This window comes from Gemmata palustris (assembly GCF_017939745.1).
Classification (GTDB): domain Bacteria; phylum Planctomycetota; class Planctomycetia; order Gemmatales; family Gemmataceae; genus Gemmata; species Gemmata palustris.
Genome location: NZ_JAGKQQ010000001.1, coordinates 8,291,539 through 8,313,494 on the forward strand (window position 1 = coordinate 8,291,539; position 21,956 = coordinate 8,313,494).

20 protein-coding genes, 2 tRNA genes and 1 pseudogene are annotated in these 21,956 nt (G+C 62.6%); 12 read left to right on the forward strand and 11 right to left on the reverse strand.

Annotated features, from left to right (window positions below; genetic code table 11):
• Nucleotides 1-24: 24 nt before the first annotated feature.
• Together lpxK and J8F10_RS34455 are read right to left on the reverse strand one after the other, a co-directional pair.
• On the reverse strand, nucleotides 25-1,032 hold the full coding sequence (gene lpxK, locus J8F10_RS34450; protein ID WP_210661633.1) for a tetraacyldisaccharide 4'-kinase: 1,008 nt from the start codon (nucleotides 1,030-1,032) through the stop codon (nucleotides 25-27).
• A 177-nt stretch (nucleotides 1,033-1,209) separates the two neighbouring features.
• Nucleotides 1,210-2,310, reverse strand: coding sequence for a Gfo/Idh/MocA family protein (locus J8F10_RS34455; RefSeq protein ID WP_210661635.1), 1,101 nt, complete (start codon nucleotides 2,308-2,310; stop codon nucleotides 1,210-1,212).
• A 72-nt stretch (nucleotides 2,311-2,382) separates the two neighbouring features.
• On the opposite strand from J8F10_RS34455, the gene J8F10_RS34460 reads away from it, so the two are divergent.
• The 7 genes from J8F10_RS34460 to J8F10_RS34490 all read left to right on the forward strand — a co-directional run bounded on the left by J8F10_RS34460 (nucleotide 2,383) and on the right by J8F10_RS34490 (nucleotide 9,210).
• Complete coding sequence (locus J8F10_RS34460; RefSeq protein WP_210661637.1) at nucleotides 2,383-2,724, forward strand: hypothetical protein; 342 nt, start codon at nucleotides 2,383-2,385, stop codon at nucleotides 2,722-2,724.
• Between the two features lie 27 nt (nucleotides 2,725-2,751).
• Entirely contained in the window at nucleotides 2,752-3,621 is an 870-nt protein-coding gene (gene larE / locus J8F10_RS34465; RefSeq protein WP_210661639.1) for an ATP-dependent sacrificial sulfur transferase LarE, read from the forward strand.
• A gap of 56 nt (nucleotides 3,622-3,677) precedes the next feature.
• Nucleotides 3,678-3,938 carry a hypothetical protein gene (locus J8F10_RS34470; protein ID WP_210661641.1) on the forward strand — a complete coding sequence of 87 codons (261 nt, stop codon included), beginning with the start codon at nucleotides 3,678-3,680 and terminating at the stop codon, nucleotides 3,936-3,938.
• A gap of 176 nt (nucleotides 3,939-4,114) precedes the next feature.
• Complete coding sequence (locus J8F10_RS34475; protein ID WP_210661643.1) at nucleotides 4,115-5,350, forward strand: hypothetical protein; 1,236 nt, start codon at nucleotides 4,115-4,117, stop codon at nucleotides 5,348-5,350.
• Nucleotides 5,351-5,529: 179 nt separating this feature from the next.
• A complete protein-coding gene (locus J8F10_RS34480; RefSeq protein ID WP_210661645.1) occupies nucleotides 5,530-6,741 on the forward strand; it encodes a HEAT repeat domain-containing protein in 1,212 nt (403 codons plus the stop codon).
• A gap of 511 nt (nucleotides 6,742-7,252) precedes the next feature.
• Nucleotides 7,253-8,485, forward strand: a complete 1,233-nt coding sequence (locus J8F10_RS34485; RefSeq protein WP_210661647.1) for an ATP-binding protein — start codon at nucleotides 7,253-7,255, stop codon at nucleotides 8,483-8,485.
• A 5-nt stretch (nucleotides 8,486-8,490) separates the two neighbouring features.
• A complete protein-coding gene (locus J8F10_RS34490) occupies nucleotides 8,491-9,210 on the forward strand; it encodes a response regulator (protein WP_210661649.1) in 720 nt (239 codons plus the stop codon).
• 238 nt (nucleotides 9,211-9,448) lie between these two features.
• On the opposite strand, the gene J8F10_RS34495 is transcribed toward J8F10_RS34490, so the two are convergent.
• The 4 genes and pseudogenes from J8F10_RS34495 to J8F10_RS34510 form a co-directional block, all read right to left on the reverse strand.
• Nucleotides 9,449-11,074: a DUF1559 family PulG-like putative transporter gene (locus J8F10_RS34495; protein ID WP_210661651.1), complete on the reverse strand. Its 1,626-nt coding sequence runs from the start codon at nucleotides 11,072-11,074 to the stop codon at nucleotides 9,449-9,451.
• A gap of 123 nt (nucleotides 11,075-11,197) precedes the next feature.
• Nucleotides 11,198-11,392, reverse strand: a pseudogene (locus J8F10_RS34500) (Rdx family protein); the annotation flags it as partial.
• 164 nt (nucleotides 11,393-11,556) lie between these two features.
• Nucleotides 11,557-12,312 carry a hypothetical protein gene (locus J8F10_RS34505; protein WP_210661655.1) on the reverse strand — a complete coding sequence of 252 codons (756 nt, stop codon included), beginning with the start codon at nucleotides 12,310-12,312 and terminating at the stop codon, nucleotides 11,557-11,559.
• Complete coding sequence (locus J8F10_RS34510) at nucleotides 12,299-12,847, reverse strand: RNA polymerase sigma factor (protein WP_210661656.1); 549 nt, start codon at nucleotides 12,845-12,847, stop codon at nucleotides 12,299-12,301. The genes J8F10_RS34505 and J8F10_RS34510 overlap by 14 nt, the downstream gene beginning before the upstream one ends.
• A gap of 732 nt (nucleotides 12,848-13,579) precedes the next feature.
• Here J8F10_RS34510 and J8F10_RS40095 point away from each other — a divergent pair.
• On the forward strand, nucleotides 13,580-13,705 hold the full coding sequence (locus J8F10_RS40095) for a hypothetical protein (RefSeq protein ID WP_261363105.1): 126 nt from the start codon (nucleotides 13,580-13,582) through the stop codon (nucleotides 13,703-13,705).
• A 167-nt stretch (nucleotides 13,706-13,872) separates the two neighbouring features.
• Here J8F10_RS40095 and J8F10_RS34515 read toward each other — a convergent pair whose 3' ends face one another.
• Nucleotides 13,873-15,300: a DUF1501 domain-containing protein gene (locus J8F10_RS34515; RefSeq protein ID WP_210661658.1), complete on the reverse strand. Its 1,428-nt coding sequence runs from the start codon at nucleotides 15,298-15,300 to the stop codon at nucleotides 13,873-13,875.
• Between the two features lie 893 nt (nucleotides 15,301-16,193).
• On the opposite strand from J8F10_RS34515, the gene J8F10_RS34520 reads away from it, so the two are divergent.
• Nucleotides 16,194-17,003 (forward strand): polyphosphate polymerase domain-containing protein, encoded by an 810-nt coding sequence (locus J8F10_RS34520; protein WP_210661660.1) that lies wholly within the window; start codon nucleotides 16,194-16,196, stop codon nucleotides 17,001-17,003.
• Nucleotides 16,996-17,724 carry a DUF4956 domain-containing protein gene (locus tag J8F10_RS34525; protein ID WP_210661662.1) on the forward strand — a complete coding sequence of 243 codons (729 nt, stop codon included), beginning with the start codon at nucleotides 16,996-16,998 and terminating at the stop codon, nucleotides 17,722-17,724. The genes J8F10_RS34520 and J8F10_RS34525 overlap by 8 nt, the downstream gene beginning before the upstream one ends.
• Nucleotides 17,725-17,798: 74 nt before the next feature.
• On the opposite strand, the gene J8F10_RS34530 is transcribed toward J8F10_RS34525, so the two are convergent.
• The 4 genes from J8F10_RS34530 to prpB form a co-directional block, all read right to left on the reverse strand.
• Nucleotides 17,799-18,413 carry a hypothetical protein gene (locus tag J8F10_RS34530; RefSeq protein WP_210661664.1) on the reverse strand — a complete coding sequence of 205 codons (615 nt, stop codon included), beginning with the start codon at nucleotides 18,411-18,413 and terminating at the stop codon, nucleotides 17,799-17,801.
• 33 nt (nucleotides 18,414-18,446) lie between these two features.
• Complete coding sequence (locus J8F10_RS39540; protein ID WP_315854217.1) at nucleotides 18,447-19,163, reverse strand: hypothetical protein; 717 nt, start codon at nucleotides 19,161-19,163, stop codon at nucleotides 18,447-18,449.
• Nucleotides 19,160-19,972, reverse strand: a complete 813-nt coding sequence (locus J8F10_RS34540) for an ABC transporter ATP-binding protein (RefSeq protein ID WP_210661667.1) — start codon at nucleotides 19,970-19,972, stop codon at nucleotides 19,160-19,162. Before J8F10_RS34540 ends, J8F10_RS39540 begins: the two co-directional genes overlap by 4 nt.
• Nucleotides 19,973-20,075: 103 nt before the next feature.
• Nucleotides 20,076-20,957: a methylisocitrate lyase gene (gene prpB / locus J8F10_RS34545; protein WP_210661669.1), complete on the reverse strand. Its 882-nt coding sequence runs from the start codon at nucleotides 20,955-20,957 to the stop codon at nucleotides 20,076-20,078.
• A 383-nt stretch (nucleotides 20,958-21,340) separates the two neighbouring features.
• Here prpB and J8F10_RS34550 point away from each other — a divergent pair.
• Both J8F10_RS34550 and J8F10_RS34555 read left to right on the forward strand, forming a co-directional pair.
• A tRNA-Ile gene (locus J8F10_RS34550) sits at nucleotides 21,341-21,414 on the forward strand.
• A gap of 23 nt (nucleotides 21,415-21,437) precedes the next feature.
• Nucleotides 21,438-21,510, forward strand: a tRNA-Ala gene (locus J8F10_RS34555).
• Nucleotides 21,511-21,956 lie beyond the last annotated feature (446 nt).

A 21,956-nucleotide genomic window follows, 5' to 3' on the forward strand; every position in this document is an offset into this window, starting at 1 on the left:
CGGGGAACGCTCTCTGCGAGGGCACTATCCGGCCGGTATCACGCGCTCCAACACGTCCACGAAGGCGCCTTCCCCGTCGCGGAAGTGGAGCCCGATGCGCACGGCCCGCAGCGGGCGCCCGCCGAGCGCGGGCACGCGGAGTTTGACCCAATCCTTCTGCGTCGTCACGACGATCGCATCGGGAGGCAAGCTTGCCGCCCAGCGGTTGAGATCGTCCACATCTTCCCGCGTGTAAGCGTGGTGGTCGGGGAAGGTGCGGAAATCCGCGATGCACGCTCCCAGCGATTCGAGCGTGTGCCGAAACGCGGCCGGGTTCCCGATCCCGCAGAACCCGCCTACGGGCTTCCCGCCGAGCGATTCCACCAGTTCGTGGACTTCTTCGTTTGCTTCGTTGCAGCCCACCAGTTCCGTCGGTCGGTGCTCGGTTGTCGCGACTGGCACATCGGGGAAACGTTCCGTGACCCACGCGCGAATTGCTTCGACTTCGGCTCCGAGTACCTGGTCGCAGCGCGTGAGCAGAACCGCCCCGGCCCGACGCAGTCCGCTTGCCGGCTCGCGGAGCGTGCCGCGCGGGAACTGGTAGTCGCGCGCCGGCGGGCGCGTCGCGTCGATCAGCACAATGTCGAGGTCGCGGTGCAGGCGCCGGTGCTGGAACCCGTCGTCGAGCACGAGCAGTTCCGCTTCGAGTTCCTCCACCGCGGTTTCTGCGAGCTTAACTCGATCGACGTCTTGCAGGTGCGGCACGTCCGGCAGGTTCTCTTCCAGAACCATCGCTTCGTCGTTGCGCCCGGTTTCGGCCCCGTACCCGCGACTGAGGATCGCGACCAGCAAGTCGCGTTCACGATAAAATCGCGCCACCCATTCCACGCACGGCGTCTTGCCGGTGCCGCCGAGCGTGAGGTTCCCGACGCTCACGACCGGTACCGCGGCGGTATGCACGCGCTTCCAACTGCGCTCGAACGCTCTGTTACGCGCCCGCATCGCGAGACCGTAGGGCCAACTCGCGACCCTGAGCCCGGCGCGCGCGAGCATCGCGAGCGGTCCGCGCCGCTCCCCGCGAATCAGTGCGTTCCACGACTCCGGGTTAATCCGCTCGCTCCTTCCGCGCTTCGGGGCAGCGGACTCTAGCAGCGGCGAACCGGGCGTGTCAACTCGAAGCGCGGGCGGGAATTGGCTCTGTGGCTTCGTACTTTCGTGGAAAGGGCTCAGTTACATGGCTGCGAGCGGGTGTTTGCGGTTCTTCAGCGGCAGATCAACCGGCCTCTCCAGGCGATGGGACTCGTACACGGCCATAATCATTTCCAGCGCGGCGCGGCCGTCACTCAGGCTGTCGAGGGGCGCGCGGTCCTTCTCGATCGCTTCGATTAAGTCGTTCACGATCAGGATGTTACCATTATCGAGTTCCTTCGCGTTTAGTGGCTCGGGTTTGCCGAGGCCGGCCGACGTGATTTCCACCCACGGCGCTTTGCTCTTGCCGAACATGCCGCTCGGGTCTTCACACAGGTACGCGGCGGGGAGGATGCCGAAGCCCAAGTGGATCGTCCCCTTCGTTCCGCGCACTTCGAGCCAGTAGCGCGTACTCGCGCCGTCCTTTGCGACGTGCGTCACGTAATGGCCCAGCGCGATTCCGGCGAAGCCGTAAGTGGCGGTAATGTGATCGCCCACAATCGGCCCGATCTGTTCACCGCCCTGCCGCACGTCGCCTGATACGGCCTTGCGCCCTGCCTGCTGAATGCGGGCGAAGCACCATTTCGAGTCGCCCGCGAGGTGACGCATTAAATCGAAGGTGTGTGTACCGAGCACCATCAGGTCTTCGCCGCCGCCGCGCTTGTCTTCCTTGCCGTGCCCGCGTAGCTCCATCACCGCGCCGATTTTCCCTTCGCCGATCAAATCCTTCACCACTTTCACACGCGGGCTGTACGCGGTCTGGTGCGCGATTGCGCATTTCACGTGGTGCTTTTCGCACACCGCGACCATTTCGTCGACCTGCTGGAGCGTCTGCGACGCTGGCTTTTCCAGGAAGATATTGGCCCCGTATTCGGCGCACGCGAGCACCATGTCGCGGTGGCAGTCCGGCCATCTGTCGGCCACGCTAACGATCTGCGGCCTTTCTTTCTCCAGCATCTGGCGGAAGTCGGCGTAGGCACTTTTCGCGTTGAGGCGCTTGGCCGCGGCCGTGCGCCCGGCTTCGTTCTCGTCTGCGACTGCAACGACCTCTGCCTTGTCGCACTTCAGCCAAACGGTATCGAGACCGTGACCGTAAGCGCCTTTGCCGGTTCGACCGATCACCGCGACGCGATACTTTGCCATCGGAGCGTCTCCCGCGAGGTGCCTGATTTTGGGCACATGCGCAGTGGTTCGCAATCGTGTAGCGGGAATAAGATGGAAGGAACCACTGGGGGCGCGGCAATGACGGTGCGGCACATGCGGCTCGCGTTCGGCCTGTTCATGGTGTTCGCGGGAACCGGGCTTCTCGCGCTCCGGGTGTTCGCACCAGAGATCGCGGCGAAATTGAACGACCTCACGCGCCTGACGTTTGGCGCGCTGCTCGCTATCGTGTTGGGCGGCGTGAATCTTGCGAAGTGGTACGCGGGGGCGCTCGCTTACGAGCAAGCGACCACGCCGGTACGCAGGCCGTTTCAACCGGCCCCGACCGCGAGCACGGACGCCGAACCGAACCCGGCACTCGATTTCACCAAACGCGACGAGCCTGCGAACTCCTGATTACCGCCCGCTGGGTATACTGAAAGTATGGGGACAGCAACTCTCGACCCGACTGTGGAAGTGGTGGCGAAGCGGGACCGGCTGCTCGCGGTGCTGCGCGGACTCGACGGGGTGGCCGTCGCGTTCAGTGGCGGTATCGATAGCACTGTCGTCGCGAAAGCCGCGTTCCTGGCGCTCGGCGCGCGTGCCGTAGCCGTGACCGCTGACAGCGCGAGTGTCGCCCGCTCCGAGCTCGCCGACGCGCGAGAACTTGCGAGACTGATCGGGATTCGCCACGTCGTCGTCCGCACGGACGAGTTCCGCAACCCGGACTACACGAAGAACGACGGCACCCGCTGTTATCACTGCAAAACGGAACTGTACACCACCGTCGAATCGCTGCTGCCGGAACTGGAAGTTCCCGTCATGGCGAGCGGCGCGAACCTCGACGACCTCGGCGACTACCGGCCGGGGCTGGTCGCGGCGGCCGAACACTTCGTGCGCCACCCGCTGCAAGAGGCCGGGTTCACGAAGGCGGACGTTCGCGCACTCGCGCAGCACTGGGAACTCCCTACCTGGGACAAGCCCGCTGCGCCGTGTTTATCGAGCCGCATGGCGCCGGGCGTCGCGGTCACGCCAGAGCGCACGAAGCGCGTCGAGGACGCGGAAGCGTACCTGCGCTCGCTCGGGTTGCGAGAGTGCCGCGTGCGGTACCACGAGGGCGATCTGGCGCGCGTCGAAGTATCACCGGGCGAATTGGCGGCACTGGCGTGCGAACCGGCACGAGCGGAACTCGCGCGAACGCTTCACGCGCTGGGGTTCAAGTTTGTGACACTCGATCTCGACGGCTTCCGCTCGGGTAGCCTGAACGAATTGGTGCCGTTGGAATTGAAACTGAAATTCCGAAGGGAAGAGTAGCTGTATTGGTGGCGGCTCTCTTCTTTTCGTGCCTTTTTCGACGCCAGGAATTCGTCATGACCCCGCTCCCTGCCGCGACCGCGCTGGACCAGTTTTTCCTCGACGCGCGGAGTAAGCTGCTCGAAGCCGCCGCGATCTTCGACCGCATCAGTCGCGGGGGCGGCTCCGATACGGTTGTGACCGATCCGCGTGCCGTCAAACTGCGGAACGCCGTTGAAGTGCTCCTGGGTGACGCGCCGAACAAGGCCGAGTTACTTCAACAACTTTTCTCAATTCCCTACGACGCGGACTGGAAGCGCCCCGCCCCACGGTTCTGATCTGAACGACTCGCGTGCGCGCCCGGCGCGTTACTACCGCACGTCACGAACCTTCAACGTGCGATTTTCCCGCGCGCGGGGTTCCTCCGTACCGCGTTCGGGCTTACCATGTCGGCACCGACCGTCCGTTGGGACGCTCACCTTACAGCCGTGCCGTTAGCCGGGAGTTGGTCGCCATGCCGATTACGTTGGGTTGCCCGTCGTGCGGGAAGCGGTTCCGGGCGCGGGACGAGTCCGCGGGAAAGCGGGTGAAGTGCCCGTACTGCCAGGCGGCGGTGCCGGTACCCACGGCCGAGGAATCGGCCGAGGCCGGTGCGCCCACGGCCCCGCTCCCACCAGTCGCTCCCCCGCCCCACCCGCGCGCCCTGCTCCCCCGGCGTCGCGCCCCGCGTCCCCCGCGCCCGGCACCGGTCGCGTCGCCCGAAGATTGGGGCGCGGTTCCGTCCGGGCTCGCCCCGACCGCGCCCGTCCCGACCGCCCCCCCGCGGGCGTTCAACCCGGCACTCGCTCCCCCGCCGGAGTTCAACCCGGAGCCGGACCAGGAACCCGAACCGAAGCCGCTCCCAACGCGCGAGCGCGGAGCCAAGCCGCGCCCGAAGCCCGCGAAGCCCGAACCGAAGCCGAGTGCGCCGAGAACGGAGACGACTCCCGATCAGGTGCTCGCGAAGAGGTGGGCGGCCGTTCGGCGCGGACTCTTCTGGGTGCAGTTCGCGCTACTTTTCGTTGCCCTGCTCGGTTTCGTTGGCTTCGGCAAAGCGGTGTACACTCGGGCCGTTGGCGAACTGCCGAAGGGCGAGGGGTGGGTCAAGATCGATGGGTACATCAACTCCGGCGGGCCGGACGCGATCCCGCTCACGAAGACCGAGGAAATCGACATATTGACGTATGGGGTGCCGGTTTTCATGGCCGGCTTCCTGTTGACCATTGGCCGGCTCTTTAGCAGCGGTGGCCCGCGGAACAGTGGCTCGCGGGGGTTGTTCGCACTGAGCGGGTTGCTCGCGCTGGTGTCGTTCGTCGCGCTTCTTAGTCACGCCGTGTGTAAGAAAGCGCAATTCACCGAAGAAGCAAAGTACGCTCTGACGGCGTTCTTGCTTTGTGCGCCGCTCGCGGAATTCTGGTTCCTCACGGCTCTGACGGCGAGCGGATTAGCGCTGAAGCGGCCGGCTGTCGCTCGTGCGGTAGGGTTCTTTGGCTTCCTCTGTGCTCTGATCCCTGTGCTGGTACTATTTGGGTTGGACCAATACAAGATCCACCTGCAACCTCAAATACAGCCGGCCGAAGACCGGTTGATGTACGAGCAGGCCGCGCTGCTGATCGGCTGGCTGATTCTGGTGGGCGCCTACTGGCGAGCGGTTCGCGGGGTCCGCGTGGCGGCCCGCGACTTCATCCGCACTGTCGAAGATGCGGCGTAACGCCGGGCGTCAGTTCGTGCGGTGATTCTGAACCGCCGCACGAACCTCCTTGGGTCGAGTGAAGTAGGCGATTCCTCGCGCCTGCGCACGCGGTACCCACCGCGTGAAACTGTTTGACCAGCTCGCCACGTCCGTCATATCATCGAGATTGGCCGAACAGCCGCTTCGAGGACCATAGCATGTTCGCTACCGCCGCGCGGGTCGTTGGTGTGTGTGTACTCGTCGCGCTGACGAGCGGGGTGGGGCGCGCCGACGATAAAGACCCGGTCTACGAGGGCAAGAAGTTCAGCGAGTGGGCGAGCACCGCACAGACGGGCCAGTCGGTCCGGCAGCGCTCGATCGCGATCGACGCGCTGGGCAAAATCTGGATCATGGATCGCAAGACGGGCGCCATCGAGTACGTTGTGGCCGTGCTCCGGAGCGACAAGAGCGCGGCCGTTCGCGCCCAGGCCGCGATCGTTCTCGCGGGGCTCCGCGAAGAGGACATGAAACAGTACGGCGCGCCGGCGCTGATCGACGTTCTCAAGACCGAGAAGGAGTCGAAGGTCCGCAAAGAGCTCATCGCTGCGATGGCCAAGTTCCCCTTCGTGTGTGCGGCCGGGGTCGGGTCGCTCACCCCGGCACTCAAAGATCCCGACTCGATCGTTCGCGTTGCCGCCGGGGAAGCACTGGCACTCGCCGGCCCGATGGCGAAGTCCGCGGCGCCGGAACTGATCCCGCTTCTTAAAGACCCCACCAAAACGGTACGCATCGCTGCGATCTACGCGCTCGGGCGCGTCACCCCGGAAGCGGGGACCACGATCGCCGAGGGTATGGCCGCGATGCTCGGCGCGGAAAAAGACCTCGACATCAGGCGAGAACTACTCGCATCAATCGGGCTCCTCGCAGAAAAATCCGAGCCGGTTATCAAAGCACTCACGGTCGCACTGACCGACGCGGAAGACGACGTGCGCCGCGGAGCTGCCAGGACGCTCGGCACGTTCGGATCGGCTGCAGCGCCAGCCGTGGACGAGTTGTTCAAACTGGTGCTGAGCGACAAAACAAAGGACATTCGCGTGGACGCGGTGCGGGCGTTCGGTTCCGCCCTCGGGCCGACGGGAGTGAAGGCCCGGCTCAAGGATCTGCGCCCGTTACTCGACCCCGCCAAACAGCCGGATTTTGAGGTGCGCCTCGCACTCATTGATGAAATCGCCGCGCTGGGGTACGACAACCTCGGGGCCGATCTCGTATCCCCCGATAAGGGCGTTAAGGCCGAGGCGCTGGAAACGATCGTCGCGCTGCGGTTGCGCTTGGCCGATCCGCAAGTAAAGGTCCGCGAGGCCGCCGGGGTCGCGATTCGGAAAATCGAGAAGAAGCCGGAGCCGAAGAAAGACCCGGAAAAGAAACAGTAGTGCCATATGGCACGCTGAGGTTATGTTTTGCTCACTCTCGTGTTCACCAGGATAGCTGTCGAAGATTTGCGAGAGTGTGCCGAGTCGAGTCGCCTGAACCACGCAGGTGCGCGCGGATCCAAGTTCGGACTCGCGCTTATCCTCGAGCAACAGTAATCTTCAATTAGGGTCGAGCGACGGATTGCAACCCTTTCTGTGGACGATTACCGAATTCTTTTGCACTTTTTCCCCGGCGGGAACAGCCACAATAAAGTCCATTTCTGGCTCGCGGTTTGCTAACTAAGTTTGCGGTCCTTACTTCCGCTCCAGAACGCAAACTTAACCCACAATGTACTTTCGCTAGCGTTTTTGTATCCACCCCATCTTTCCGCACGACTGGTCGATTCGGCTGAAGCGATACAACCCGGTTGACTTCGTTTCTGGCCGTTCTAGATACAGGATGAATTCACTGAATTCAGGTCGCACCATACCCGGCCGAATTCGCCCACGCCGACGGTCCGGAGAGCTGTAGATGTCCACACCCGGAACCCTAACCTCTGCTCTCGCTTTTGTCCCGAACTGGTGGCAAGAAACCACCGATCCGGCCGCGTTCGATGCACTGCTGTCCGGGTGGGCGCGTGCGTGCGGATGGCGGTCGTGCGGGTTCGTGTGGGCCAGCGAGAGCGCTTCGATCACGAAAACGGTCCAGGCCGGGCTGGAGATTGAAATCTCGGCCCCGCCCGAAGTACCCGATGCCCTCCGCCGACTCAAGAGCGGCGAATCTACGGTGCTGTACTCGATTCCCGGGACGACGGGGCGCGTGTTCGCCGCCGTTCACCCGGCCGGGCGCCCGATCGGGGTGCTGTGGGCGGAGAAGACCGCCGGGCAGCCCTGGGCCGATGGCGAACGGGCCTACCTCGCACTCGTCGCCAAGACCGTTGAACGTACCCCCGCACTCTCGGCCCTCATCGGCCCCGTGATCGATCCCGAGCGCCTGTACCAGCGCCTCGGCGACGTGGCCGTGATCGCCGGGCGCATGGCACACGACTTCGACAACCTGCTCCAGGGGATCATCGGGTTCTCGGACCTGACGCTCCCGCTGTTGCAACCCGGCTCGCAGCCCGCGAACTTCGTCGCCGAGATCGGCAAGGTCGGGCAGCGCGGGATCCAGTTCACCCAGCAGTTGCACCACCTGAGCCGCAGCGGACAGGTGAAGCCGAACCCCGGCGCCGTGGCCCTGGCTCTAACGAAGGAAGAAACGCGGCTCAAGATCGCGGCCCAGAACGGCATCCGAATCGAAAAGGAGTTCGCGCCGAGCCTGCCGCCGGTCGCGGTCGAAGCCGGACCGCTCCAGATCGTGATCGGGCACCTGCTCGAGAACGCGGTCGAAGCGTGCTCGGCGGGCGGCGTGGTCCGGGTCGCGGCCCGGCCGGTCGAGATGACCGACGCCGACGCCCGCGCTTATCTGGGGCGCGCCGGGGTCGGCGGGTACCTGCAAATCACCGTTTCTGACACCGGCCCGGGGATCAAGCCGGAGGTGCGGCGGCGGCTGTTCGTGGAACCGTTTTTCACCACCAAGGTGCGTCACCGCGGGCTAGGATTGGCCATCGTGTACCGCGTGCTGTGTTCGCACCGCGGGGGAATTCAACTCGAACCCGTACCATCACCCGGAACCGGCACTCAGGTGCGGGTCGTGCTGCCGCTGGCCGCCGCCCGACCCCCGGCCGTGTCCGGATCTGTCACCGCCAACGCGGTCGGAGGTTAGACACCGTGCCCTACGACATTGAGGACCGATTGACCCAGACACCCAAACCGTTGTACCCGATTATGACGCCGCCGCCAAAAGCACAAGCGATGCCCGCGTCGCGGGAACTCCAGTCCTCGGGTGACATCCACATTCTCATCCTGGACGACGACCCGCACACGTGCGCCGTCATCCAGGCGGCGCTCAACAACCGCGACTTCGTGACCGAGGTCGTGTCCGACCCGATGATGGTCGAGGCCGCGCTCTCGTCGAGCCGGCGGTACCACCTGATCGTGCTGGACTACGTGCTCCCCGGGCTCGAAGCGGAGCAGGTGTTCGGCTGGATCCGCGACCACCAACCGGACGCGAACATCGTCGTTGTCACCGGCTACCCGTCGGTGGACAGCGCGATCAACTGCCTCCGGGCGAAGACCTGTGACTACCTGACCAAGCCGTTCCAGATCGAGCAGCTCCGCGAGATCGTGTACCGGTGCCTGGAGAGCCAGGGGCTCCTCCGGATGACCGAGGACGCGCTCAAGGAGGCACTCGGTGCGGCGATCCGCGAGCGCCGAAAGGCCCTGGCGCTGACGCTCTCCAACATGAGCGACCGCACCGGTGTTTCGCTCGGGTACCTGAGCCAGATCGAACTGGGTAAGAACTCCGCGTCGATCGAAACGCTGTACCGGATCTGCCTGGCACTGGGCATGAAAATGAGCGAACTGTTCCTGTCCGTGCAGCGGGCGTAAGCGCTTTGACGTGTTCACGCAAACGGCCCGCCTTTTGGCGGGCCTTTCGCGTTTTGTGGGCCTTAGCCTCGTAACGAGCCGCGACCGCAAGGGAGTGGTCCGCTCGCGGAGCGAGCGGGCTTGGGCTCCCAGCGCATCGGGCACAGTACGGCACAGGAAGCCCGCTCCCTTGCGGTCGCGGCTCGTTCGACCCACTGCGACGGTCTCGATCGCTTGAGCGCCACTGCCCCTTGGTCGATCACCAGTCGGACGGGAGCACCTGACCGTCCTTGGGATTGAGAAGCAGGCCGAGGGTTCGTTCACTAACGGTGTCGGGGATGAACCGGACCGAACCGTCCCACAGCGCGACATTGAACCCGCCCGGTTGCACCCCACCGAATTTCTTCTTGAGATCCTTCGGCAGTGCGGCGCCCGGCAGCATCACGTCGTCCGGCTTGGTCCAGATGACCGGTTCGGCCGCTTCGACCACCGCGATCGTGTTCGACGTCCCATCTGGGAACGAGTGGGGGATGTTGACGGACGGCGGTTGCAGCGCGTTCGGGCCGACGACCATCTGCATGTGGGTGTAGCCCGGTTTACTCGGCTTGCCGACCGGAGCGAACAGCTTGGGCATCTTGTCGATGAGCTTCTTGTTGTTCTCGCTGTCCCACGGCTCGTCGAACTTGAACTGCTGGTAGAGATCATTTTGATCAATGTACGGCAGGATAGCGACCCGCCAGCTCAACAGGGGCTTCTCGTTCGCGTTCTTGAGCAACGCGCCCTTTGGTCCGACCCCGTGGACGGGAGCCGCGTTGTACCCGCTGTCGTAGTTGAGCAGTGCCAGCACGATCTGCTTGAAGTGGTTTAATGCGGACATTTTCACGGCGGACTCGCGGATCTTTTTCACGGCCTCGGCGACCATCTGCCCGATGTCGAAGTCGGCCTTGTAGCTGGCCGCTAGAGTCAGATCCGACCCGGACACTTCGACCTTCGCAGTTTGGAGTGTGCGGTGCGCTTCCTTGACCGCGGGGAACACGCCGCCGAGGTCGGACTTGCCCGTCATGAGCTTCTCGACCTCGCCCGTCGCCATCTTCATCAACTCTTGACCTTTCTCCTTAGCTCGGTTGGCTGCGGTTGCGTCCGGGAACGCGGCGCGGGCGGTGGCACTGAGTTCCTTGCCCTTCAGGTCGGCCGTCACGGTGAGGGTGTGGGCCGCCAGGAGCGGCGCGAATTCCTTCATCTCGCGCCCGTTTCGTGCTTCTGTGGGAAACTTGTCTAACCGAGCGACCAGGAACGCCGTGTGTCCGGCGGCGGACTTCGTCAAGTCCGGTGTGAGCGGCCACCCGCTCGTCTGGTTCTTGGCGTAACCTTCGAGATATTGTGGTATCAGAACCGGGCTGAGCAGAACCACAGTTTTGTCGTTCGGGAAGTGGATGCGCCCTTCGTCGAATAACTTGTAAAAGTCTTGCATAAGGTGTTGCGATTGGAGGCCGAAAGCTGTGGTTTTGTTGACCGGCTTATTGGATGCAAGGATTAGGACGAACTTTGGTTCTCCGTTTTCTGGAGCCTCGGTCACGCAGAACGTCACCGCATCAAAATCGGTCGGTTTTATTCCGATTCGCTGACTGAGTTTTTCCTCGATCTGATCCCAGCCTGTTTTTGTAAATGCCTGCTTAATTTCTGTGAAAATGTCACTATTACCGATGTCCTTCACCTTCAGGTGAGCGAACAGCACGTGATCGGAGCTGGCGGCGTTCGGGGCCGCGCTCGGGCCGGGTTCCGTGGTCCCGTCGGGGCTCGTGGGCGGCTTCTTCTTGCAGGCCGGGACGAGCACGAGGCACGTGAGCAAAATGCCGAGTGGCACGATGAGTGACCGGCGGGGCATGGCGGTCTCCGTTGGGAAAGGGGTGGAGAAATTATCGCCGCAGAGTTGGAGCAACACAACACGCCGGTCCTTCAGCGCGCGGAACTGATGTTGAGCTATCAAATGTTCGACAAAGAACCGGCGTTATTTTTTCAGTCGGTCCCGGACGGATTCGAGAACGGTCTGTTCGTCGGGGAATTGGCCGGTCTTGAGTTTCGAGTAAATCAGTTCGCCGTTGAGCGTCACTTCAAAGCACCCGCCGCCCGCGGGGACGAGCGTCAGCCCCTTAATCTTCTGCTTCAAGTTGCTCAACAGCGTGGCCGTCAAACTGACGGCTTTGGGCTCGTACCCTCAAAGCGAGCAGTACCTCAGTTCAATGTTCATGATGCACCTCGGTGAGACATGGAGCGTCGGCGCGTCACCGACATGGGAATTGTACGCAACAAACGAACACGCCCCGGTCACCAAACCGGGGCGCTGAGGAAACTAAGAAAGGATCGCATTCAGGCCCTGGGACCGTTGAGGCTTCGGCGAAACTGTTTGAGTCCGTCGAGGGGGCCGCCGGTATGAACGATCACATAGGTGATGCCACGCAAGTCACCTTGCCCGACAACGACCCGGGCCGTGGTGAGCGAGGCTTGGGCGTCCTGGATGTTCTTGAGGTCGAACCGGCCGTTGTTGGGGAACAAGTACACTTTTGCGAACGCAGTGGGGTCGCGCGGGTCCGAGCTCCGGAACACGATCACCGGTACGTACTCGCCGTGAATCTTCTCGTGCATTTTGTGCATCACGAGGTCGTAGTTCAGCGCCCATTCGTCCGGGAGCCGGTCCGGGAGCTTCTGGGCGGTGAGCCACTCTTGTGTGGCTCGCTCGGGGTCGCTCAGTTGCTCGTCGGCCCTTTGAACGAGTGCGTCGGTTTCGACTTTGGGGCGCGTGTTGGTGAAGATGCCCAGCGCGATGCCCACGAGCAGGACCGACGCGGCGAGGGCGGCGACGGCCCGGTACGCCTTCCGGCGCAGGACCGCGCCCTGTTTCTCGGCGACGTGCGCCACGAGGCTGGTGCGGAGCCCGGCCGGGACCGGCACCGCGAGCATCGCTCGCGCCACGGCGCGGTCGAACGACGCGATCGCGCGCCCGTTCGCCGCGCACGCCGCGCACGTGGCCAGGTGGTCATCGAGCGGCGCGTTCACGTCCGGGCCGAGTTCGTCGGGCGCCTGGCGGCGGAGTCTCAGGTAAAACTGTGCGTCACGGCAGTCCATCGGTCACCTTCTTCGGAGCGCTCGCGATCCGTTCGCGGTCCGCTTCGTCGGTCGGGCTGAGGCGGGTTCTGAGGTACGCCTTCCCCCGCGCCAGGCGCGACATCACGGTTCCGATCGGCAGATCCATTTGCTCGGCGATGTCGCGGTAGCTGAACTCTTCAAAATAGAACAGGATGATGGGCGTGCGAAACGTCTCATCCAGTTCGTCCAGCACGTGCTGGAGCTTGGCCGGGTCGATCTCCGGCACCGGGTCGTCGCCGGACCGATCGGGCAGGTCGCCCACCGCGTCGAGCGGGACCACTTTGTGCCGCTTCTGGTCGCGGATCTTATGCAAATACACGTTCCGCAGAATTCGGAACAGCCAGGCCCTGGCGCGGTCCGGTTCGCGGAGCTGGGGCAACCGAGCGAGTGCCTTCCCGAACGTTTCTTGCGTCAGGTCCTCGGCGTCCGCCGAGGACCCGCTCAATCGGTAGGCGTACCGGTAGAGGGCCTCGTAGTGAGCGTCGATTAATTGGGGCAAGCCGCCAGACGCCATACCAGGCCCTCACTCTTACGAACCCGAACCGCGGGGTTTATTCCCGAACTTTGTTCGCGCGCCGCGCTGTTCTCACGTCACAAGAAGTTCCGCGTGCCAAAGTTCCGAAGTTCGGAGCACGGGAATTTGCGAACGCAGCCGCCGACCATTTTGCTGCTCATTCGGTCTTCGACCCGGTGCTGCCGGTCTTGGGGCGGGGATCACGATAGGAGGAATTTTTTGCGAGTCGGAAATTTTTCGGGAATATCCTTCCCGGCTTCGTATCAATGTGGGCGTGGGTGAAACGGATTAACCGCATTGACCGGCAATAATGGCGACAGAATCCGCGATTCGGAAACGAGTTGCGCTCTGAAAATTGCCTCACTTGCCCGAATTGTGTTGCTCTTTTTCAACCCCAACAAAACAGAAGGTCGCAACCCCGGACGTCCGGGACGCGTGAGGAACCTCTCTGTTGTTTCAGCTGTGCCCCAACATATTTGAGGAGTTTCTGATGAAGAAGGTTATCGCTGCTCTGGTCGTCGCTCTGACCGTCTCCACCGTTGTTGGCTGCGGTGGCGCCGCCGCCACGACCAAGCCGGCCACCCCGGCCAAGTAACTTGGTACCGCGTGATCGCGGGCCACGTTTACGTGGAACAAGGGTCGACCGGTCATCGGTCGACCCTTTGTCATTTTCATAGCATGTCGGATGTCGGAAACGCCGAACAGCGAATCCTCACTTCCGCGGAGTCACCCGTGCAACGCGCCTTCATCTTCGGCCTGCTTTTCGCGCTGAGCCTTGCCGCGACCGGCTGCGGCGGTTCCCGCGAGCGCAACAAGAACAGCGACTACGACCGGCCCACGACACAACCGAAGAAGTGAGCGGTACCGGAGAAGAACCGCAGATCACGCGGATGAACGCAGGTTAGGACAGAAGAAACTTGCAAGTCCTATCTCGTTATCATCTTGCGATTTGCGTGATTCTGCCTTTCGTTCCTTTCTGATTTTATCTGCGCTCATCTGCGCGATCTGCGGCTGCTTCGCAGCCCCTAAGCCAGGATCTCATTCACCACTTTGCCCTTCACGTCCGTGAGCCGTTCGTCCTTCCCGTTGTGGAAGAACGTTAGCTTCGTGTGGTCGAAGCCGAGCAGGTGAAGAATCGTCGCGTGGAAGTCGTGGACGTGGACGCGACCATCAATGCCGTAGAGCCCGAATTCGTCCGTCGTCCCGTGAACGCACCCGCCCTTCACGCCACCGCCCGCCATTGCCATTGAGAAGCCGTAGGGGTTGTGGTCGCGCCCGCTCGCCCCCTCGCTCATCGGGGTGCGCCCGAACTCACCGCCCCAAATCACCAGCGTGTCGTCGAGCATCCCGCGCTGTTTTAAGTCGCGGATGAGCGCCGCGGTGGGTTGGTCCGCGCGCCCGCACATCTTCGTGTGGTTGCCCTCGATGTCCGAGTGCGCGTCCCACTGGCTCCCCGCGCCGCAATACACCTGCACGAACCGCACGCCGCGCTCGACGAGTCGCCGGGCGAGCAAGCAGCGGTGGCCGAACTCCGCCGTCTCCTTGCGATTTAGCCCGTACATCTCTTTCGTTTTCTCGCTCTCCTTCGACAGGTCCACCACGTCGGGCGCGCTGGCCTGCATGCGGAACGCGAGTTCGTAAGCGGCTTGGCGCGCGGCGAGTTCGGTGTCGCTCGCGCGCTCGCGCCGGTGGATGTCGTTCAGTTCGCGGACGAGACCGAGTTTATCCTTCTGGCGCTCGCCGTCGACGCCCGCGGGGGGATTCAGATTCAGAATCGGGTTCGGTCCGTTGCGGAACAGCGTGCCCTGGTAGGTCGCGGGCATGTAGCCGGTGCCGTAGTTGCGGGCGCCGCCGAGCGGTTCCGGCCCGCCCTCCGTGAACACCACGAACCCGGGCAGATTGCGGTTCACGCTGCCGAGGCCGTACAGCGCCCACGAACCGAGGCTCGGGCGCCCCGCGAGGATGGAGCCGGTGTTCATCTGGCACACGCTGCCGACGTGGTTCAGCCCGTCGGCCCAGCACGCACGCAGAACCGTGAGGTCGTCCGCGCACTTCGCGGTGTGCGGGAGCCAGTCGCTGATGTCCAGGCCGCTCTTCCCGTGCTTGGCGAACTTTCGCTTGCTGGCGAGCAGGTTATTCCCGCCCGTACCCATCGGCGTGAGCACTTTCCCGAAGCTCGCGGGGAGCGGTTTGCCGTGCTGCTTGGTCAGTTCCGGCTTCGGGTCGAAGAGGTCGACGTGCGACGGCCCGCCCTCCATGAACAGGAAGATCACGGACTTCGCTTTTGCCTCGAACTGCGGCTTCTTCGGCGCGAGCGGATCGACCGCGTTCGGTGCGGGCGCTTCCGCCGACGCGAGCGCGGCCAGTGCCAACGCGCCGAACCCTCCTCCGGCCGCGGTGAGGAAGTCGCGTCGCGAGGCGAGCGTGGGAACGTGTGGGAAACGGTGGCTCATCTCAGCGCCTCGTTGCGACCGCGGTCGCTCGGAAATCGACAAGAACGATGCTCCCACGCCTGGTGCCGCGGATCGCGCAGAACGCGCCGCGAACACCCGGGAGCGTTTGTCAGTTATACCCGCGATCGCCCCCGCGAAACCAGCGCCAACTACCTTCGGCTCTCGCGAGTGGACACTTACTCGGCTTCGGCGTCCCATCGCGCGTTCATTGATCCCCGCTTCGGCTACCGGCTAACAATTGCTAACCTTTTGGCCCCGGGGCCGGTTGCGACCCCCGTGAACAGCTCTCAACTGCTGATATTTCCGTGCTTTTAACGCGATTGCCCCGTCTACACCCTCGCGCCAGCGGCTAACAAACACTAACAATTACTGTCATTTCGGGCCGCTATCGGGCCAATATTCCGCGAATACTTGTGCCGAAAACAGTCCTTCTCACCCAGATAGACAAGACGTTCGGCCTATAGATTTTGTTCAATTGTATACTATTTGCCAAGAAGACACGAGGAATTTCGTCGTATTGCGCCACGAAATTGACGCGGACGCATCACTTTAACGTGGCGAGCGCATCGTAAAGGAATGGTGAGGGTACCGTGAATGCCCCTGATCGTTCTGCGCTCATTCGTGGTCGTGCTATGACCTTGAAGGCGCGCGAAATGGTGGCGAAAAGTCCGCGCATCCGGTGGTTGGTTGCAGTAGACTGGATCGTTGTATTTCGGGTAATGTCTACGTTCTCCTGCGGACGCTCCTCCCGTACCGTTTCTCACCAAACGCTGCCAGGTTTTGGTGTGACTCCCCCGCCAGGAAAAGAGTCAACGACCGGCTGTCCCGGACGGCCGATCGGTTCCGTTTCACAATGCAACCCCGTTTGAAGAACGGGCGAAGGAGCGGTGAGAATGTCGGATCTGTCCGATACCACCGAGGGGGCGGCGTTTGCTCTCTCGGGGAGTGGATACACGGCGTCTGCCCGCGGGCTGGAGTCGCCCTCCTTGTTTAACCCCGCGGCCGGCGCCGACAGCGCGACCGCCTACGAGGTGAAGTTCCTGCTGACCGAGGAGCAGGCGGCCGAGGTCGTGGCGCGCGTAACGGGGAAACTGGCACTCGATCCGTATGCCGATCCCGCACTGGGGAACGCTTACATCACCACGAGCGTGTACACGGACACCCCGAACTTCGACGTGTTCTACCGGACCGAGGGGTACGACCGCGACAAGTTCCGGGTCCGGCGCTACGGGCTCACCGGTCCCGTGTTCGTGGAACGCAAGACCAAGAACGGGGACAAGGTGCGCAAGCACCGGGTGCGCATCAGTGCGTCCGAGGTGCCGGACCTCGCGGCCCCGGAACTGAACGGCGAGTGGGCCGGGGAGTGGTTCCACAGCCAGCTCCTTCAGAAGCAGCTCCGCCCCGTGTGCCGCGTGGCCTACGAGCGCGTCGCGTACCTGGGCACGGCGGACGGCGGAACCGTGCGCCTGACCTTCGACCGCAACATCCGCGGGGTGCTGGCGGGCGAGTGGAAGCTCGAGGCCGTGGGGCCGGTCCCGGCGCTTGTGGACAAGGTCGTGACCGAGTTCAAGTTTCGCACCGCAATGCCCGCGCTGTTCAAGGGGATCGTGGCGGACCTGGGGCTCACACCCACGCCCGTTTCCAAGTACCGCACGTTCGTACATGCCGCGGGGCTCGCGCCCGTAAGGACCGTGAATGCCTAAGCACGCGGGCGAAGCGACGAACCCGTTTACGGACACTGTGCAACCCGAGCCGCCACCGTTGACACCTGAAGACATTGCCCTGCGGTTGACCCTGGCGGCCCTGTTCGGAATCGCCGCGGGATTGGCGTACTTCCTCACCCAGCGCAAGACCCGCGCACAAGCGGCTTCGTTCGTGGCGACGATGGTGCTGCTCGCCATCCTCTTGGGGATGGTGAGTATGGTGATCGGCACGAACATCGCGCGGGCGTTCGCGCTCGTGGGGGCGCTGTCGATCGTCCGGTTCCGCACGGTGGTCGAAGACACGCGCGATACCGCGTTCGTGATATTCGCGGTCGTGGTCGGAATGGCTGCGGGGGCCGGTGCGTATCTCGTTGCGGCGGTTGGCATTCCGATTGTGGGGTTCGTCGCGTGGCTACTGGCTTACTGGGGCCGAAGTGGTGAGAAGGCGGTCCCCAAAGTGCAAATGCGCCCCGCGACAACGGTTGTGGTTCGCACCGGGATCGGACTCGATCTGACGGAGGCGCTAACAACGACCTTCGCGAAGCACGCCGAGGGCGTGGAACTGACCGCGGTCGTCACGGTGCGACAAGGGACGGCGCTCGACCTAACGTACACGTTGCGCCTGCGCGAGGGCGCTGCGCCGCTCGCGTTAATCGGCGATCTGAACCGTACCGAGGGTGTGCAGGGCGCGGAATGGAAGGCCGAATCCAAGCGCGATTAGACGTCGGTTGATCTAATGATTGGCTATCGGGCGGGGCTACAGTGCCTCGCCCGTTTTCGTTTTCATTGTTCGCGTTACAAGTGGCCCAAGATGCGATTCAGGACGTAACAAATTCGAGAGTGTCGCCCTTGCTCCCGACAGTGGTTCAGAATGTCGGCATCTTGGCACCCGGCATCCTGCAAAGCATCAGCGAGGATCGGCATCCGGTCGAATGCGCAATCAGAATGAATGGCTTTTGCCAGTGATATCACGGTCGAGGTCAAGAATTCCGGGGTGATGGTTCCGGGTTGAGGGTAAGCAAAGGTGCCACAGTTTGGCGCGCCCGAACCTGAGCGTTGTCCCCAAAGGGACCAATATCGGCCCATTCGGGCGTCGGACGCAAAGTCGATTCGCGCCAACTGATCCAACCCGCTTCCATCGAAAAGAATGCCGGCTGTACAACCCGGATAAAGCCGCTCGATTAATTGGCTATAGGCGTTGATTTCGACCACCCGAAGACAAACTTCGGCCTCAAGGCTGAGTTCGACGCACTCCGAACCGTGTAGCGTTCCGCGTCTTTCAATGTGAGAACAGTGCAGTTCGGTGAACACACTCCCGATCGCAAACTCCGCATCTCCGCAGCGCCCACAAACGATTGGCCCACGTGGGAGTCGCATCAGTTCAAGCCCGTGGAAGTCGAACTGCTCCACAGATACCCACCTCGGTCCAGAAAGGGAGCAGCGTCACTCCTTGCCCAGCATCATGTCCACGACCCAGCACCCGCGAACATGTGTCGCGTCGGCATCGCGACAGTGGTTCAGAACGTCGGTGTTATCGCAGCCCGCGTCCTGGAGCGCGTCGGCCAGAATCGGCATCGCGCTGAAATCACTCGACGTATACATCTGCGATGCCAGCGCGGTTACAGTTGAGGTGAGCCATTCGGGATCGGGTGTAACTGGTCGGAACGGATTCCCAATGATATCACGCAGGAGGGCAGATTGTACTGCGTGTTCGGGTCTGCGAGTGGTGAACCGTCCGGTCTCATCAACAGCGCGTACTACAGATTCGGATAATTCGTATTTGAGTGCAACGAACATGTCAACGAAGTGATCGCTGTCCAGAGGATGTTGCCTTCCAAATTCGATCGCCGCGTCTATATCAAACGCGGTCAGCCATGCGGCCCAATGGGGCAACAGATTTGGGAAATCCGCCGTCCAGTAGATGTTGGGATAAGCGTCTTCGATGGCCTCTCTTGCTGCTCGAAGCCAGTCACTACTACACTCGCCGTCTGCGTATTGTTCAGCGGCTCGGATCGCGTCGAGGCAAGCTTCTGCAAACAGATGCCTGTGACGGTAACAACATGCGCAGCCGAAGAGGATGAGTTGTCGTTCGTTGAAAACGCCGCGCTGCGCTAACATTGCTCGCGGGTCATCGCACTTCAGCCATTCCTCTTCCGTCACGGCGCGTCCCTCAATTCCGTGAGCCGGTCGCGTGCCTCACCTTCGACGAACTGCCGGACGCGGGCATCGTCTGCGTGTGTGAGGCCCGTAGGCGGGCCATCATAGAGGATCTGTTTGTCGTCCGGGTTGAGGCGCGAGCGCGGGTACAGCATCACGACGCGGCTCGCGCACTTGTCCACGGTTCGTAGCTCGTGCGTCACGATCACGGAAGTAACGGGTCGGCGCGAGCGCGTTTGGAGGATCAACTCGTTAATCACGTCCGTCATGATCGGGTCGAGCCCGGTCGTCGGTTCGTCGTAGAGCATCATGTCCGGGTCGAGCGCGAGTGCCCGCGCCAGCCCGACTCGCTTCCGCATCCCGCCGGAGAGCTCCACCGGCATTTTGGCTTCCACCGATGCCGGGAGGCCGACTTCCAGGACGTGCTCGCGCACCTTCGTGGCGATGTCCGTGTCGCTGACTCCCCCCTTGGCACGCAGACCGAACGCGACGTTATCGAACACGTTCAAACTGTCGAACAGTGCCGCTTGCTGAAACAAGAACCCGACCCGAAGACGCAACTGTGTAAGGTCGCGTTCGGAAAGCTGGTGAATCGGTATGCCCTCGAACAGCACCTCACCCGTGGTCGGTTTCAGGAGGCCGACGATCAGTTTCAGCAGAACGGTTTTGCCGCACCCACTTTCACCAATGACGCAGAGTGTGTCTTGCGGAAAGATGTCGAGGTCGATTCCGGCCAGCACTGTTTGCGTACCGAACTGCACACTCACGCCGAGGAGTTGAACGATCGGCGCGGGTGCGGGTGCGTCGGACATCTTCGGTTCCCGGGGTTGAGGAAGCGCAGACCTTCAGTCTGCAAAAAGTCCCGAAGGGGCGCGATTCCTAAGCCCAGGGCAACGCCCTGGGGCGCGTTTCTATTCACCCACCAAAGTACGCCCGGTCGCGTTCCTCGTAGCCGGTGTAGCCGAGTACATCGTACAGTTCGGCTCGCGTCTGCATGTTCGGAATGCTCGCAGTTTGCACACCGTTTGTCATGAGGTCGCGGAGCGTATCTTCGGCCGTTTTCATCGCCGCGCGGAACGCCGTTAGTGGGAAAAGAATCAGTCGGTAACCCATTGCACCGAGAGCTTTTACGTCGATATTCGGCGACTTCCCGAACTCCGTCATGTTCGCCAGTAATGTCGCGCCGGGCACCGCTTTCGCGAACCGCTCGAACTCCTCACGCGACTCCATCGCCTCGGGGAAGATTCCGTCCGCGCCCGCGTCCAGATACATCTTCGCGCGCGTCACCGCGTCGTCGAAGCCGTGGACGCCCTTCGCGTCCGTGCGGGCGAGAACGACGAAGTCTTTGTCTTTCTTCGCGGCGACCGCGGCGCGAATCTTCGCGACCATCACTTCCGCGCTCACCACGGATTTCCCGGAGAGGTGCCCGCAGCGCTTCGGCATCTCCTGGTCTTCAAGGTGAATCCCCGCAACTCCGGCCGATTCAAACATGCGAACCGTCCGCTCAACGTTCAGGGCTTCGCCGAACCCGGTGTCCGCGTCGCAGAGTAACGGCAGCGTGGTCGCTTGTGCGGTCAGTTGTGCGGCCTGCGTGAATTCCGTGAGCGCGAGCAACCCGATGTCGGGCACGCCGTTGCCCGCCGAGAGCGCCCCACCCGAGAGATAAACAGCATGAAAACCCAGGCGTTCGGCCATCTTCGCGACGAGCGGATTGAACACGCCGGGGATCGCGATCGGTCCGTGTGCCCATGCGTCACGGAGCCGGCGGCCGGGCGAAATCGGAGTGGAATCGGCCATTATTTTGCCCGTAAGTGGTACAAGTGAAATCCGCGTTATCATAGCGCCACCGGGAATGCGAAGGAAGAATTTTTGAAACGACCGGAATTGTCGGAAGTCGTTTGACAGCAACGCGCCGCGATTTGCCGAGCGCGTCGCGTTCGGGCGGTGCGCGAACCGGCCCCTTGACACCAAGTGTCTCGCTTTTAGAATCTCAACGTGCAATCCCACCCCTTGAGGTGTGCATGATTACCCGGTTGCCGATTTCAATCGCGACGATTCCGCTCGGCGGATAGCTCTCCCGACAACTTGGTTGTTGAGGGGGCCAAACCAAATCGGTTTGGCTTTCGCGTTTGATAGGGGTCAATCGGAGTTGTGGCATGAAGGGTAAGAGGGTAGATGTCGCGCGTGTAGCTCAGTTGGTACGAGCACGTCGCTGATAACGACGGGGTCCCTGGTTCAAATCCAGGCACGCGCACCTAGGTTGGCGGCACACGGTTCGGGGGAGTAGCTCAACTGGTAGAGCGCCTGCTTTGCAAGCAGGAGGTCAGGGGTTCGATTCCCCTCTTCTCCACACCAGAGAGTCGTGCGAGATCCGCGGAATCACGGCCATAAGAGGCATGGTTCCGAAAATCCTGCGAGCCTTTGCGAATTATTTGCAAAGGAAATGAGAAGAAAAAATCGCGGGCCGGGTTGACAGTGGAATGGGACGCGACTAACATACTCTTCGCAGTGATGGAAACGCAACACCGATAAGGAGTTGCGATCCAAAGCTGCGAAAAACGAGGCTCGCATCGCTCGACAGGGCGAGCGAGCCATTTGGGTGGCCCGGTCTTCCTGAGAGGGGAGAGGTGGGCTGCCCAGTATCGCGGGCCGTGTGACGGCCCGCGTGTTTGATCTTTGACAACTTGGTGAAGCAAGTTAGTTGCATCTTCTCGGTGCCGCTTGTGCTTGGTTTGGTGCCCGTGAAAGCGGGTGCCGGCCGGGGATGGGTGGTGGCGAGTGTACGACAGAGACAAA

What these genes read in the sequence shown, in the direction of transcription:
- J8F10_RS34455 (WP_210661635.1), bottom strand. Translation starts at nt 2,310, where the DNA reads ATGGCAAAGTATCGCGTCGCGGTGATCGGTCGAACCGGCAAAGGCGCT.
- J8F10_RS34485 (WP_210661647.1), top strand. Translation starts at nt 7,253, where the DNA reads ATGTCCACACCCGGAACCCTAACCTCTGCTCTCGCTTTTGTCCCGAAC.
- J8F10_RS34480 (WP_210661645.1), top strand. Translation starts at nt 5,530, where the DNA reads ATGTTCGCTACCGCCGCGCGGGTCGTTGGTGTGTGTGTACTCGTCGCG.
- J8F10_RS34460 (WP_210661637.1), top strand. Translation starts at nt 2,383, where the DNA reads ATGGAAGGAACCACTGGGGGCGCGGCAATGACGGTGCGGCACATGCGG.
- J8F10_RS34525 (WP_210661662.1), top strand. Translation starts at nt 16,996, where the DNA reads ATGCCTAAGCACGCGGGCGAAGCGACGAACCCGTTTACGGACACTGTG.
- J8F10_RS34475 (WP_210661643.1), top strand. Translation starts at nt 4,115, where the DNA reads ATGCCGATTACGTTGGGTTGCCCGTCGTGCGGGAAGCGGTTCCGGGCG.
- J8F10_RS34470 (WP_210661641.1), top strand. Translation starts at nt 3,678, where the DNA reads ATGACCCCGCTCCCTGCCGCGACCGCGCTGGACCAGTTTTTCCTCGAC.
- prpB (WP_210661669.1), bottom strand. Translation starts at nt 20,957, where the DNA reads ATGGCCGATTCCACTCCGATTTCGCCCGGCCGCCGGCTCCGTGACGCA.
- J8F10_RS34520 (WP_210661660.1), top strand. Translation starts at nt 16,194, where the DNA reads ATGTCGGATCTGTCCGATACCACCGAGGGGGCGGCGTTTGCTCTCTCG.
- J8F10_RS34510 (WP_210661656.1), bottom strand. Translation starts at nt 12,847, where the DNA reads ATGGCGTCTGGCGGCTTGCCCCAATTAATCGACGCTCACTACGAGGCC.
- J8F10_RS34495 (WP_210661651.1), bottom strand. Translation starts at nt 11,074, where the DNA reads ATGCCCCGCCGGTCACTCATCGTGCCACTCGGCATTTTGCTCACGTGC.
- J8F10_RS34515 (WP_210661658.1), bottom strand. Translation starts at nt 15,300, where the DNA reads ATGAGCCACCGTTTCCCACACGTTCCCACGCTCGCCTCGCGACGCGAC.
- larE (WP_210661639.1), top strand. Translation starts at nt 2,752, where the DNA reads ATGGGGACAGCAACTCTCGACCCGACTGTGGAAGTGGTGGCGAAGCGG.
- J8F10_RS34540 (WP_210661667.1), bottom strand. Translation starts at nt 19,972, where the DNA reads ATGTCCGACGCACCCGCACCCGCGCCGATCGTTCAACTCCTCGGCGTG.
- J8F10_RS34505 (WP_210661655.1), bottom strand. Translation starts at nt 12,312, where the DNA reads ATGGACTGCCGTGACGCACAGTTTTACCTGAGACTCCGCCGCCAGGCG.
- lpxK (WP_210661633.1), bottom strand. Translation starts at nt 1,032, where the DNA reads ATGCTCGCGCGCGCCGGGCTCAGGGTCGCGAGTTGGCCCTACGGTCTC.